Raw genomic sequence first — 15624 nt, forward strand, 5'->3', positions numbered from 1 at the left:
ACTGCGTTGCGACCCCTTAAAGCGAACCCGAAAGGATGAGTAGGATGCTGCGCTGCAAACCCCAGACGAACCTGAATGCTCCACGTCGCGATGGCGAGTTGTCGATGTTGCGGCTCAAGCCACTGGCCCAGGCCATTGCCCTGCTGATGGTGGCCGGCAATGCCCAGGCGGCGACGGCGTTCAGTTCGGCCTGGTTTGCCGCCAAGGGTGCGTCCCAGGCCGGTGGCGCGGCGCGGCCCACGACGGCGCAGCCAGGCATGCCGCCGCCCCTGGCGCAGCAGCAACGGGCCAATGCGCAGTTGCAGCGTTCGTTGACCAACCTCAACAACACCGTGGCCGCCATCGCCGCCCAGCAGGCGGCCCAGGCCGCCGGACGGCAAGCCGCGCTCGGTCAGGTACAGGTCGTGCCTGACGGCTTGGGCGAGGGCGGGCTCAAGGTCGATAACAGCCTGACCCAGGGCTGGCTCAACGCCAAGGGGCCGCAGCAGACCCAGGCCGGTGGCAAGACCACGGTGAAGATCGAACAGACCGCCGACAAGGCGATTCTCAACTGGGAAACCTTCAACGTCGGGCGCAATACCACGGTGGATTTCCAGCAGCAGTCGGACTGGGCCGTGCTCAACCGGGTCAACGACCCTCAAGCGCGACCAAGCCAGATCCAGGGCCAGATCAAGGGCAACGGCACGGTGATGCTGGTCAACCGCAACGGCATCATTTTCAGCGGCAGCAGCCAGGTCAACGTGCGTAACCTGGCGGCGGTGGCGGCCAACATCAGCGATGAGCAATTCAGCAACCGCGGCTTGTTCGTCGATGCCACTGGCACCCAGCCGACCTTCACTGACGCGGCGGGCAAGGTCGAAGTGCAGCAGGGCGCGTTGATCGAAACCCACCGTGCCGCCACTTCCACGGCCGGGGGCGGCTATGCCTTGCTGCTGGGTAGCGAAGTGGAGAACGCCGGTTCCATCATCACCGCCAAGGGCCAGACCACCCTGGCGGCGGGCGACAGCTTCTACATCCGGCGTGGTCAGGGCACCAGCGGCAACCTGCGATCCACCACCCGCGGCAACGAGGTCGCGACATCCCTCAAACCGGGCAGCAGCGCCGGCACGGTGATCAACAGCGGCCTGATCCAGGCCAGCACCGGCGACATCACCCTTACTGGGCACAATGTGCAGCAGAACGGCGTGGCCGTCGCCACCAGTTCAGTGGACACCCGTGGCACCGTGCACCTGCTCAACGCCTTCAGCGACAGCACCGGCAGCGTGACCCTGGGGCAAGGCAGCGCCACGGCGGTGCTGCTCGATGCTGCGGGCGGCAGTGCCCTGGACAGCCAGCGCAATGCCGGACCGGCCGGCCTGGATGGCACGCCGAACAACCTGATCACCGGCCAGTTCAACAACCTCAGCAGCGTGGTCGACCGCAGCGATCAGTCGCGGGTCGAGATCGTCAGTGGCGGCAGCGTCGACTTCCAGAACGGCTCCATCACCCTGGCCACCGGCGGCCAGGTCGCGGTCAGCGCCGCCGGTCGCAGCCTGGTGCGCGATGGCGCGGTGATCGATGTGTCCGGCGCCATTGGCGTCAAGGTGGCGATGGAATCCAACTCCATCAAGGTCAACGTCCAGGGCAACGAACAGCGCGACGCACCGGTCAACCGCGAGGACGGCAAGCTGACCAACAACGATGTCTGGGTGGACGTGCGTGACTTGATTTACGTGCCGGCGGGCACCAACGGCTACGCCACCGACCGTTGGTACACGGCGGGTGGGCTGTTGGAAGTCGGCGGTTATTTGGGGACCCGAGGCCACAGCGCCGGTGAATGGGCTGCTCAAGGCGGCACCCTGACGTTCACCGGCAACGACGTGGTGACCCAGCAGGCGGCGCAGTTGAACCTGTCTGGCGGTACCCTGGATGTGCAGAGCGGCTACCTGCGTCAGTCCTGGCTCAAGGGGCCCAATGGGCGTTTGTATGAATTGTCCAAGGCGCCGGGAGACATTCTCTATACCGGCATCTACAAGGGCTACGAAGACCACAGCCAACGCTGGGGCCAGACCGATTACTACTACAACCCGCTGATTGCTCCGCGCGAGCGTTTTGAGGCCGGTTATACAGTCGGTCGCGATGCCGGCAAGCTGGTGGTCTCGACCCGCAACGCCGTGCTGGAAGGCCAGATCGTCGGCGAGGTCTACCAGGGCGAACGCCAGACCCAGGCGCCGAACCTCAACCTCGACGGCTACCAGCAATCGCAAAACGCCGTGGCCCGACGGGCGCAGTTGTGGGTGGGCAGCTACACGCCGATCTATGACAAGGCCAGCGGTGTGATCAACAGCGGCTTGAACCCCACGCTCGATCAGGTCACCGTCGGCAAGGTCGCCGACAAGATTGCCGCGGGCCTTGACCTGACCTCGGTGGTTGGCACTGATCGGCAAGGCAAACTGGTTCTGGATAACGATCTGCTCAACGGCTTCCAACTCGGCGCGGTCAAGGTGGCGGCGCTTGAGGGCATCAAGGTCGATGGCGCGCTCAAGGTAGCCGATGGTGGCGATATCACGCTTTATGCACCGCAGGTCGAAGTGAACGCCGACCTGACGGCCCGCAGCGGTCGCATTGCCTTGGGTAACGTGCTTAAACAGATCAGAACCGATAATTTCCAGATGAGCGATGTCGTGCTTTCGCCCGCCACAGGTCAGCGTGCTGTGGTCACGTTGGGCGAGGGCGTGACGTTGAACACCGCTGGCCGGTGGAGCAACCTGCTGCTTGACGGCAACGATCACGAGAACCTGCCGTTTATCAACGGCGGTGCCGTGGCCGTGCGCAGCGACAATATCGATGTGCGCCAGGGCAGCCTGATCGACGTCAGCTCCGGCGCCGCGGTCATGGCCGATGGCAAGACCCGCGGTGGTAAGGGCGGGGACCTGACGCTGACGGCAGCGACCAATGCGTCGTCAAGCAGCGGCGACTTGAGCCTGGACGGTGAACTGCGCGGCACCGGGGTGAGCGGTGGCGGGACCTTGAAGCTGGCGGCCAATAAAGTGCTGATCGGCGACAGCGGCTCGCCACTTGAACCGGGCACCCTGCAACTGGGCGGTGACTTCTTCGACAAAGGCTTCTCGGCCTATGACATCACCGGTAATGAAGGCCTGACGGTGGCCGACGGGACCCGGGTCGATGTGACGATGCCGGTGTACCGTTTTGGCGAGCAGGCGTTGAGCACCGGCAGCGATGCAGAGCCGGCCGAGGCTTTGCAGCGCTGGACGCCGGAGCTGTACCAGGAAGATGCGATCAAAGGCGTCCTGACCCAGCGTCGCGGCGCGAGCCTGAGCCTCACTGCCGGTACCGCGAACGCCAGCGCTGCCGACATGGCGAGCACGGTGTTGAACCTGGGCAAGGGTAGCGTGATCAGCGTCGATCCGGGGCAGGGCATCGATGTGCGCAGCATCGGTCAGTTGACTGCCAACGGCACCCTCAACGCCTGGGGCGGTAGGGTCAGTCTCACCGAGTTGAGTGTCTCGGGTGCGGACGGCGAAGGGGTCAATGCCCAGGGCCACGGTCGTTCCATTTGGCTCGGCGAACAGGCGCTGATCGACGTCTCCAGTCGCGCCGTGACTGCCCAGGATATGCGCGGCCAGACCTACGGCCTGGTGCGCGACGGCGGGCAGATTGTCATCGGCGGTCAGATCGATGCCGCGAAAGGTTCTGCTTCCGCATCCGAACTGTTTGTGGTGGTGCGCGACGGTGCGCGTCTGCAAGCGGACGGCAGCCAGGCCGTGCTGGATATTCCCGGCCAGGGACGTACGTCGGTGGCGAGCAATGGCGGCAGTATTTCCCTGGCATCGGCCAATGGTTTGTACCTGGACGGCGACTTCAGCGCTCGTTCGGGTGGCACAGGGGCGGCAGGCGGCAGTTTGTCAGTAGCCCTGGAAACGCCCTATTACCGCAACGATGCGGTCAGTGATCGGGTCTTGCAAGTGCGTGAGCTGGTGCTGGGGCAAAACGCCCAGGCGACCCTGCTGGGCGACACAGCCGAAACCTCGGCGGATTCACTGGTCTACGGTCACGGTCGGTTGGGCGTGGATCAGGTGCAGTCGGGCGGCTTCGACAGCCTTGCCTTGTTGAGCAATGGCTTGTTGAGCGCCGATGGCGACGTGTCACTGTCTCTGGGCCAAAGCCTGAGTCTGTATGCCCGCAGCTTTGGGCCGAGTGCAAATGCGCCAGCCAATACCCGGGTCCAACTCAATGCCTCCCATGTGCTGCTGTCCGGGCCTGCGGCCGCTCGACCGAATATGGACGGGTATACTCGGCCCGCGGTCGAGGGCGGCGGTGTGTCGCTGTTGGCAAACAAGGCAGTGTTTTCCGTTAACGCAGACCTGCTGGATGTACAGGGCAGTGTGATATTTAGCGGCAAAGGCACGCTGAGGCAGGCCGACGGCACTACCGTCGAGCTGGAGCGCGCCGGTTTCGACCGGGTCCAGCTAAGCAGTCGGGGTGATTTACGATTCCTGGCAGGGTTCTCTGGCGGCGGTATGCCTGAAGGCTTCACTACCCAATTGCTGACCCCTTCGGACATGATCTTGCAAGCGGCGCAGTTGTATCCCGCGACCGGGGTCGGCGCACGGATATTGGCAGGATATGGCTGGGGCACTGAACCCGGTAGCGGCATGATTCTCTATGATCCGGCGCGTAGCCTGGTCATCGGACGCACCACCCAGGTAGCACCTCAAGTGCCTTATTCGGTGTTCGGTCGCTTGCAACTGGGTAGCGCCAAGATCGAACAAGGTGGTGTTGTCCGTGCACCTTTGGGGTTGCTTGAAATCGGTACAAACAACAGCTTGGCGGGTGTATCGGCTCGAGTAGACTTGTTGCCGGGCAGCCTGACCTCGGTCAGCGGCCTGGGGTTGGTGCTGCCTTATGGCGGCACTGTCGATGGACAGAGCTATCAGTACGCTGGAAAGAAGGTTGTGTTGCTAGGGCAAGGAGCGACTGCTGGCAATGGTGACCTGAATATCGGCGTGATTCTCGGCGGTAAATCGGTGGCGGCCCAGGAAGGCTCGGTGCTCGATCTTTCCGGGGGCGGTGAGCTGCTCGGCGCCGGTTTTATCTCTGGCCGAGGCGGCTCAACCGATGCGCGCTTCAACCCGCTGGTACAAATCGGTGCCAATGGCGGTTTCACTTTGCCAGGGCTGTCCAGCAATCCGGTCTACGCCATCGTGCCGGGCAATCAGAGCCAATACGCGCCGGTCGCTGCCGAAGGCGGTGCGGTGGATCCGAGGGTAGGGCAGCAAATCACCATCGGTGCCGGTGTGCCCGGGCTGGCTGCCGGCACCTACACCCTGATGCCGTCCACCTATGCCTTGCTGCCGGGGGCGTTCCGAGTCGAGGTCAATGGTTTGGCGGGGCAAGGCGTCACAACGGGCGCGCAACAGATGCGCAACGGTTCGTGGACCGCCGCCGGGGTGCTGTCGGTGGCCAATACCGGGCAGCGCAACAGCATTGCCAGCCAGCTCATTCTGACGTCTGGCGATGTGCTGCGTCGTTACTCGCAGTACAACGAAACCAGCTATGCCCAGTTTGCCGTGGCCGATGCCGCACGCCTGGGTGTCCCCAGGGCTTTGTTGCCAGTGGACGCCAAGACGTTGAAGTTGAACCTGGAAAAGGGCGCTGGAGACCAGGCCTTCTCCTTCAAGGGCATCGGCAAGTTCGCGCCTCAGACCGGGGGATACGGCGGCACCGTCGCGGTGGTCGCCAGCAATGGTACCGCGCTGGAGGTGGTCGTCGAAGGACGCGGGGCCACGGCCGGCTTCGAGGGGGTGACCCTCAATGCCGAAAGCCTCAATGCATTGAATGCCTCACGGCAAGTGATCGGCGGCCAGTTTTCGGTGCTCTATGGCCAAGGTGGCAACTACATCACGCCGCAAAACGTGTCCCGCAGTGTCGCGCTGCGTGAAGGTGCGACTCTGTCGGCGCCTGAGGTATTCCTCCTGGCCGATGGTGGCGAACTGTTGATGGAGCAAGGCGCCGCCATCAACACCATAGGACAGGGCAAGGCCGCTTACGATGCTCGTGATGGTTTTATCTATAACCTCAATGTGCAAAACCAAAACTACAGCTTGCTGGCTGTCTCCAATGGTTTGCTCAATGTATTGGCCCCTCTGTCAGGCACCAGCGGCACAGTCAACATCGGCGGATGCAGCCTGACGCCGTGCAGCGGCGTGACCCGGATTCACTCCGAAGGCAGCATCGTCGCTGCGTCCGGCAGCAGCCTGCAGCTTGACGACCAGGTGCGCTACGGCACCCGTCACCTGACCCTGGCCCTGAGCAACATCAACGTCGGCACCGCCCAGGCCCTGAGCAACGCGGCGACGCGCCAGGTCCTGCCTGCCGGTCTGACCTTGAGCCAGACCGTGCTCGATCGCCTGTTGCGCGGGGACACCGAGTACGGTGCTCCGGCCCTGGAAACCCTCGAACTGTCGGCCAGTCAGGCGCTGAATTTCTACGGCACCGTCAGTCTCGACACCTTTGACCCGACAACAGGCAAGTCGCGCCTGAATAACCTGATGCTCAGCACACCGGCCATTTATGGCGCTGGCGGTGCCAGCGACGTGGCGACCATTCGCACCGCCAACCTGATCTGGAACGGCGCTGTCGGCGCGCCGGGTTCGGTGATTGCCGGCGGGGCCGGCACTGGCGCCGGTCGCCTGGACATCCAGGCCCAGCGCATCGAATTCGGCTACGGTGACTTCGCCCAGCCTAGCTCGGTCACCACCCTGAACCGCCTTGCTTTGGGATTCGCCAACGTCAACCTCAGCGCCAGCGAGCGCCTGACGGCCAACCACAAAGGCAGCCTGGCGGTGTATCAAAGCCAAGGGGCCTATGACGCGAAAACGGGCTACGTCTACAGCGGCGGCAACCTGAACATCCTCACCCCGTTGCTCACCGGCGAAGCCGGTTCGGTCAACCGCATTACCGCGGGCGGGGCGGTCAATGTGACAGGCACAACCGCTAAGCCGGGCGCTGTCTCCGGGCTTGGGGGCGAGTTGTCCATCAAAGGTGCAAGCCTCAACCTTGCCAGCGCGGTGATGCTGCCCAGCGGCAAGCTGACCCTGAGCGCGACGGATGACCTGACCCTGGCCGATGAGGCGCTGATCGACGTGGCGGGCCGTGCAGTCACCTTCAACGATGTGACACGCTACAGCGCCGGTGGCGAGGTGATCCTGCAAAGCCAGAGCGGCAACATCCGCCAGGCGGATGGTTCAAGCATCGACGTCTCGGCCCGACACAACCAGGCCGGTCGGCTCAGTGCGGTGGCTCTGGACGAGGCCGCCGGGATCGTTGATTTGCAGGGACGAATTCTCGGTAGCAGCACCGGCGAATATGACGCCGGCGGCACCGCCATGCCGTACCTGGCCGGTGGCGTGGAGATCCAGGCCCAGCGCCTGGGCGGTAGCGGCAACCTCAGCGAACAGTTCGCGGCGTTGAACCAACGGTTGAACGACGGGCAGGTGTTCGGCTCTCGCAGCTTCCAGCTCAAGCAAGGCGACCTGGTGATCGGCAACGAACTCAAGGCCTCATCCATCAACGTGTCCCTGGACAATGGCAGCCTGCTGGTCAACGGCACGGTGGACGCCAGCGGTGAGCGGGTCGGCAGCATTTATCTGGCCGCCAAGAATGCCCTGACCCTGGGCAGCGGTGCTGTGCTCGACGCCCATGGTCGGCGCCTGCGGGTAGACAGCTACGGCAAGATCATCGACTCGCCGAACCGCGCCATTGTCGACTTGACTGCTCGGGAAGGCCTCCTGACCTTGGGCAACGGCGCCCGCATCGACCTGCGCCACGGTACCGAGGTCGCGCTGGGCAGTGCACCCGGCCTGAATGACGGTCGTGCTCGCGGCACGTTGCAGCTCAGCGCACCACGATTGGGGGGCGTGTCGGGTGGCGACGTGGCTGTCGATGCCAGTGGTGCGCTGGATATTCAAGGCGCCCGCTCGATCGCGCTGGTTGCCATGTGGCAATACAGCGATGCGCCGCTGATTAACGTGCCGGCGGCCAGTGGTCGGCCGTATCAGGTCATCAATCAAGCGTGGCTGGAGGATGTGCATGACGACAACACTGCTTTTATCACTAACGCCCTCGACAACAACGATCTGTTGCAGCGCAAACTCGCCGGGTTGAACAACAGCCGCTATCGCGACGTGTTGCATCTGCGCCCCGGTGTGGAGGTGGTGAGTGCGACGGCCGATGGTGACCTGGTGGTCCAGGGTGACCTGGACCTGTCGCGCTATCGTTATGAGAGCCTCAATCCGCATAACGTCCTGAGCGGGATCTACGGCTCCGGCGAATCCGCTAGCCTGACCCTACGGGCCGGCGGTGACTTGAACATCTACGGCAGCATCACCGACGGGTTTGCCCAGCCACCGGCCAGCAACGATGACAAAGGCTGGGTGCTGTTGCCGGGCATTGATTTCGCGGCGGGCGATATCGTCGTGCCCGGTACCGGCGTGACCCTGGCGGACGACACGGCGTTTCCGGCGGGCTCGGTGCTCAACTTCGACGTGCCGCTCAAGGGCGCTACCTTGGCGGCGGGAACGCGCCTGCCGGTCGCCGCGACACTCGATCAGCCAATGGTGCTGCCGGCGGGCACGGTCCTCGCCGCAGCGGTGCATGACGCCTTCGGTAATCTGTTGTTCGCCGCCGGCACGTTGTTGGCTTCGACTCAGACTCTTGAGGCAGGAACAGTGCTGGGGGCCGGCAGCTTGCTGGGCAGCAGCGCAACAATAGGCAGCCTGATCTGGCCCAAAGGCGTTGCGTTGCCAGGCATTGCGGACGCGAGCAACGGCTTGACCAACGTCCTGCGTCTCAGCGGTCCCCTGGCACTGAGTGTGGGTTCGAAAATCCCTTCAGGTACCGACATCAAGCTGCCGGCCGGTGTCGAGTCGGTGCAGTTGCGTCCGGAAGTGGCGGGGAGCAACTGGGCCATCGCACCGATGTTGGCCGAGGGCTCGCAGTCCTGGTCGTTGCGCCTCGTGGCGGGCGCCGATACACAGGCGGCGGACAGCCGGGTCGTGCAGCCTGCCTCGGCCCGTGGCGATCTTCATCTGGCTGACAGTCATTACGGTGTATTTGGCGTGCCGAATATGGTGTGGACCGAAGCCGGATCGCTGGAGTTTTTTGGTGACTCCAGCATGGCAGGGCAACCCGTGGACTTCGTTGGGTTCGGCGATCCTAATCTGTGCATCGACGACCCGTCTCGTTGTGAAGAGGATGGTCCCCCCGGGTATAAGCCGGGCAGCCAACGCTGGAGTGTCATTCGCACTGGCACGGCAGACCTTGAGTTGCTATCGGCAGGTGATCTGAAAATGGACTCCCTTTATGGGGTCTACACCGCCGGCAGTTCGGCCAGCGCGACCTACGCTGGCGATCCGTACAATCAGCCCAAGGCGTTGGGGGCAGGAGGTACGGTGCTGAATGACGCAACAGGTGAAAACGAGCAATTTGTGGACGGCGGCATCAACAGTGTTTATCGCGCTTGGTACCCTGACTCTGGCGGTAACCTGACCCTGAAGGTCGGTGGCAACTTGACCGGCAATGCCATGGATGTTTCCAGCGCCAGTTATGGGCGGCCCAACCCATTCGATACCGGTTACGACACGGTCAACGTTGGTAACTGGCTGTGGCGCCAAGGCAACGGCTCAGTTGCCACGGGTACCGGGGCACAACCGTCCGCCTGGTGGATCAACTTTGGTAGTTACACCGCTGCGCAGGATCCTATCAATGCTGACCTGATGGTGGGTTTTACCGGCTTCGGTACGCTGGGTGGGGGCGATCTGAATGTTCAAGTGGCGGGTGATGCCGGAATACTCGATCAACTGGCGGGGAGTCTTCTTGAGCCGCGCAGCAACCGCCGCAGTCAAGGACTGGTGCTTGCCGTGGGCAGCACCGGGCGGGTAGGTGCCGATGGGAGTTTGCAACTGACCGGCGGTGGTGATCTCAATCTGCGTGTGGGTGGTGCTTTGAATCCCGAGGGCCTGTTCGTGAGCGGGCATCTCAACGGCGCGGTCATCAACCTGCGGGGCCACGCGCAGATCGACAGCGGCGCCATCGGTCGAATCGACCTTCAATACGGCAATGCTGTCGCAGTACAGTCCCCTGGAGAAACGCGGGCCTACGATTCCTTCAAATCCACACGAGGGTTTGCGACCGGGGGACTGACCCTCATGCCGGGCGATGCTACCTTCGATCTGACGACTTCAGGCGACCTTGTGGTGATGGACGTCGCCGATCCGGGGCGGGCGCCGATGATGAGTGCCTCACGCTTCAAGGACGGTAACACCAACGGATCGGGCGTCAGCTGGTTCACGCTGTGGACGGCCAATACTGCGGTCGACTTGTGGTCGTCGGGCGGTAACCTGACGCCTCTCACCTTCGGCACCGCAACGGATCTGGCGGTCGTCTATCCGTCGATTCTGAGGGCTGTGGCAGCCGGTGGCAGTCTTTATTACGGGAAGTCCTCGGAGCTGTATGACGCAGGCTACAACGGCAACAATCGCCCAGCCCTGTTGCTCGCTCCCGGCATCAACAGTGAGCTGCAATTGATGGCCGGCGATTCCATCTACGGCGGTGATATGTCGGTCAGTCGCTCCGGAGCATCGTCTGCAGCCCTGGCTACACCGTTCAGGCCGGCCTTTGCCGGTATCGTCGATGGTTTCGTCATAAAGACCAGCAATCTCTCAGCCGATGGCAACCCCGCTCGCCCTAGTGCGAACATATTGCCGCTGTTTGCCTTCGACACCAGCAGCGCTTCAAGTGAATGGGCCCTCAATGTCGATCCTGCTCGCTTCTATGCGCTTGAAGGTGACTTGCTGGCAGTCGCCACTGGACGGTCGATGACCTCAGTCTCCACAGGCAGATGGCCGGGGCGAATCGCATACGAAGGCGCCGGACCTGTACGGATGATGGCTGGGCGGGACATTGTCAGCAGCGGCATACCGCTGGGCGGGTCACTGAATGAGGACCCCAACATGGGGGGCGCGGGAAACTACACCAGCAACGGCAACCTCTTCATCCACAACAACCCCACCGACATCTCCATCGTTTCAGCCGGGCGCGACATCCTCTACAGCAACTTCAACGTCGCCGGCCCCGGCCTGCTGGAGATCACCGCCGGGCGCAATATCCTGATGGACGACAAAGTCAGCATCACCAGTATCGGCGCGGTGGTGCCAGGGGATTCCCGCCCCGGCGCGAGCCTGGTGCTGCAAGCCGGCGCGGGCCTCAATGGCGCGGATTACGAGCGCTTCGTCAAGGCGTACCTGGACCCGGCGAACCAGGCCTTGGCCGGTGTGCCCCTGGCGAACCAGGACGGCAAGGTCGCCAAGACCTACGAAGCGGAACTGGTGGATTGGCTGGAGAAACGCTTCGGCTTCAGCGGTGACACCGAGCAGGCCCGCAGCTTCTTCGCGGCGCTGCCGGCCGAGCAGCAGCGGGTGTTTGCCCGAGATGTGTACTTTGCCGAGCTCAAGGCCGGTGGTCGGGAGTACAACGAAGCCGGCGGTGTGCGCCAGGGCAGCTACCTGCGCGGGCGGGAGGCCATCGACTGGTTGTTCCCGAGCAAGGATGTGGCGGGCAACGCGATCACCTACAAGGGCGACATCACGATGTTTGGCGGGGCGGGGGTGCACACCGATTTCGGCGGCAGTATCCAGATGCTCACCCCGGGTGGCGGGCAGACATTTGGCATCGAGGGCAGCGCACCGCCGTCCACCGCCGGGGTCATCACCCAGGGCGAGGGCGATATCCAGTTGTATGCGCAGAACAGCATCCTGCTGGGGCAGAGCCGGATCATGACCACCTTCGGCGGTTCTATTCTCGGCTGGTCGGCCCAGGGCGATATCAACGCCGGTCGCGGTTCGAAGACCACCGTGGTGTACACGCCGCCCAAGCGTTTGTACGACACCTGGGGCAACGTGACCCTGTCGCCGTCGGTGCCGAGCACGGGGGCGGGTATCGCCACCCTCAACCCGATTGCCGAAGTGGCGCCGGGGGATATCGACCTGATCGCGCCGCTGGGCACCATCGATGCGGGCGAGGCGGGGATCAGGGTGTCGGGCAACGTCAACATCGCCGCGTTGACCGTGGTAAACGCGGCCAACATCCAGACCCAGGGTAAATCCTCCGGCGTGCCGCTGGCGGCCTCGGTGAACACTGGGGCCATTACCTCGGCCAGTTCGGCGGCGTCTTCGGCGACGCAGGCGGCTGAAGACGTGGCGCGCCAGCAACAGAACGCCGCGCGGCAGAACCAAGCGTCGGTGTTTACCGTGCAGGTGGTGAGCTTTGGCTCCGAGCAACTGGCCCCGTCACGCGACGGCGCCAGCCGCGAAGCGCCTCGGGCCTATGACCCGGCTAGCCCGGTGCAGGTCCTGGGCGCAGGGCCTTTGGACGAACGGAACCGCCAGCGGCTGACTGAGGAAGAGCGGGGGCGGTTGAGTTTGTAGGGGGAGGTTGCCGGCTGGTTTGTTTGGGGCGGGGTAATTCTGCTGGCAGTGATGTTGGCTGATCCACCGCCTTCGCGAGCAGGCTCGCTCCCACAGAAATCCTGGGTGCTCATGAGTTTTGCATTCATCGCAGAACCCCTGTGGGAGCGGGCTTGCTCGCGAAGACGTCGGCACAGCCAACATATATGCCAGCAGGTCCACCGCCTTCGCGAGCAAGCCCGCTCCCACAAGGTTATTGGGTGACCTCAAGTTTCGGGCACAACACCGGCTCCCTTGTGGGAGCGAGCCTGCTCGCGAAGGCGGAGGATCGGCTGGCACAGAGGTTGGCTATAACCACCTCGGGGTGGTGAAAAACGAGGCCATTTCCGAGCGGGCCAGGGCCTCGCCGAAGTAGGGGCCCTGGACATGGTCGCAGGCTACGTTGCGCAGTTGGCTGAATTGCCGGGCGTTTTCGATGCCTTCGGCAGTGACCATCAGCCCTACACTGCGGCTCAAGCGGATCATCGCCAGGACGCCTTCCTTGTCATCCTCCAGGCCCAGCTGCGTCAGGATGTTGCGATCGAAGCGGATGCCATCGAACGGCTGGTCCAGTACCTCGCGCAGGGAGGCGATGCTGGTGCCGAATTTGTCGATGTTGATTCGCACGCCGAGGTCCTTGAGCGCATGGAGGGTGCTGGCGACGGTCTGGTGGTCGGCCAGCAGCACCCCTTCAGCCACTTCCAGGGTCAGCCGCTGAGGTGCCAGGCCACTCGCTTCGAGGGCTGTCTGTACCTGGTTGAGCAGGAAACTGCTGTTGAACCATCGGGGTGAAACTGCGATGGAGACGTTGACGGCGCTCGGCCAGGTGGCAGCCTCTTCACAGACGTTGATCAGCATCCAGGTGCCCAGTTCTTCAAGCTGGCCCGAGGTTTCGGCCACCGGTATGAAGTCGGCCCCACCCAATTCACCTTTCTCGGGATGGTGCCAGAAGGTCTGGGCTTCGAAACCGTGCAGTTGCTCGGCGCTCACGTCGAAGCGAGGCAAGTAGCGCAGTTCCAGTTGATCCCGTTGCATGGCGTCGCGCAGTTGCTGTTCGTATTGCCGCCGGTCGCGGGCCAGGTTGCCCATGGCTTCCACATACACGCGCCAGGTGTTGCGGCCGGCTGCCTTGGCCGCATACAGGGCGATGTCGGCGTGGCGCAACAGTTCATCGGCACGTTCGTCTCCGGGCTGCGCCCAGGCAACGCCGATGCTAACCCCCAGGTACAGGGTATTGCCGTCCAGGTGCATGGGCCGTTGCATGCAATCGATCAGCCGTTCACAGAGTTGATCGAGATCGCCGGCATCGCCCGGGTCGGGCATGACAATGACAAACTCATCACCGCCCAGGCGGGCCACCAGGTCAGTGCCGCGCACGTTTTGCTGGAGGATATGCGCCACTTCCTTGAGCACTTTATCGCCCACGGCATGCCCCAGGGAGTCGTTGACTGGTTTGAACCGGTCCATGTCCAGGTTCAGCAGCGCCAGGGGCGGACGATCGGCTCGGCCCAGGTGTTCGCGCAGGCAATCGAACAAGCGGTTGCGGTTGGCCAGCCCGGTCAGTGGATCATGCAGGGAAAGGTGCTTGATCTCGGCCAGTGCGCGCAATTCGTCGGTGATGTCGGTGGCGGTGCCACGAAAACCCAGGGTGCCAGCTTCGATAGCTCGCACCGAGAGTTTGCAGGTGCGGATGCGCTGGTTGCGCGCGGTGTACTCGCACAGCAGCGGTACCGAGGAGACGCTGTTGGCGCCGCCGAGCAGCCATTGGGCAATCGAGATCGAGCCGCCATGGGGGTGGAGCAGCCGGTGCAGAGGTTTGCCCAGCCACTCCGTGGGACTGAAGCCGGTCACTTGTTCGAAGCGCTCCGATAGATAGGTCAGGGTGCCGGTCGAATCGACCTCCCACAACCAGTCGGAGGACACTTCGGCAATGTCGCGGAAACGTTCTTCACTGCGTTCCAGCGCCTTGCGGTGGGCCAGCAGGCTGGCGTACTGGTGTTCCTGGGCGCGGAGCATGGCCAAGGCATGGCGCAGAACGGTCAGGGCCAGAATCCCCAGCACCAGTAACGCCACGGCCAGCAACGGCAGGAGGAATTTTCGCAGATCCTGGCCCGGGGTCTGCGGCCGCCAGGCCAAGGCTTCCAGGGTCAGGTCGTCGAGCAGCAGTTGGGCGGTATCGGCTGGGCCCGGTGTCCTGGCGATATGGGCATCGGGCAGGGCGAAGTCCCGCGCCAGGTTTTCCAGGGCTCCGGAATCAAGGACCTTGACGAAGAGCAACAGGCTGGGCGGGCCGGGGATTTCGGGCACGCTGCTGTCCGTGCCGATGGTGATGACGGACGCGGCGACAAACGCAGGGGCGTCCTCGTGATGCAGCATCTCGACGACCACTTCGTCGTGATTTTCCGCGGCGTTGGCTTTTTTCAACAGCGCTCGCAAGTCGCCGGTCAGCCAAGCCTCGGCATCGACCTCACTCATCTGGCCATCGATTACCGAATAAACCGTCTTGCCGCTGGGCGAGATGACGAACACCGCCTGGTAGCCATAGAGCGAAAACACGCTGCTGCCGACGTTTTCCTGGTCATAGGCCCATTCCTTGTCGACGTCGACATGCAGGTGCCGGTAGGCGTCGCTCCACTTGGAGTAGTCACTCAGATCCCGTCCGATACCCGTGCGGATCCCCTCGATGGCCCGCTGGGCGAAAAACAGGCTCTGTTCACGGGCGCGCTGGTCCTGGGCGCCAGTGATGTTGAGCAGCACGGCGATCGCCAGTGCAGACATGACAAACAGCAGCAGCATGATGGCCGGGAAAGTGCGACGGGTGAAACTACGGGTTGGTGAGCCCGGGGAAAGGACAGTCGAGTCATTGCCAGCATTTTCAATCATAGAAATAAGTCATCAGCAAAAAAGCGATTTCACCCGCACCTGTCTTATATCGGCTGTCGGGCTGATTTACTTAGTCGTGATCACAAATGGTGCGCCTGGCTGAGCTGCCGCCAGGTGGGACGGCATGCAACGGTTCGTCGGGACACGCGGTCCAGAGCTTCCTTGCTCAAGAGCAAGGACCTGTGGCCGAGGCGGGTTTGTATCGCAGTGTGTACCGCGCGGCCCTGGATACACCGGC

Annotated in this window: 2 protein-coding genes; one reads left to right on the forward strand and one right to left on the reverse strand. The window is 63.3% G+C overall.

All coding sequences use genetic code 11. The features are described from left to right. Positions 1 to 44: 44 nt before the first annotated feature. On the forward strand, positions 45 to 12485 hold the full coding sequence (locus B0E42_RS18995; protein WP_077507032.1) for a filamentous hemagglutinin family protein: 12441 nt from the start codon (positions 45 to 47) through the stop codon (positions 12483 to 12485). A gap of 327 nt (positions 12486 to 12812) precedes the next feature. On the opposite strand, the gene B0E42_RS19000 is transcribed toward B0E42_RS18995, so the two are convergent. Then, positions 12813 to 15386, reverse strand: coding sequence for an EAL domain-containing protein (locus tag B0E42_RS19000; protein WP_077507033.1), 2574 nt, complete (start codon positions 15384 to 15386; stop codon positions 12813 to 12815). Between the last annotated feature and the right edge of the window lie 238 nt (positions 15387 to 15624).

Source organism: Pseudomonas sp. A25(2017) (assembly GCF_002001065.1).
In the GTDB taxonomy this organism is placed as follows: domain Bacteria; phylum Pseudomonadota; class Gammaproteobacteria; order Pseudomonadales; family Pseudomonadaceae; genus Aquipseudomonas; species Aquipseudomonas kilonensis.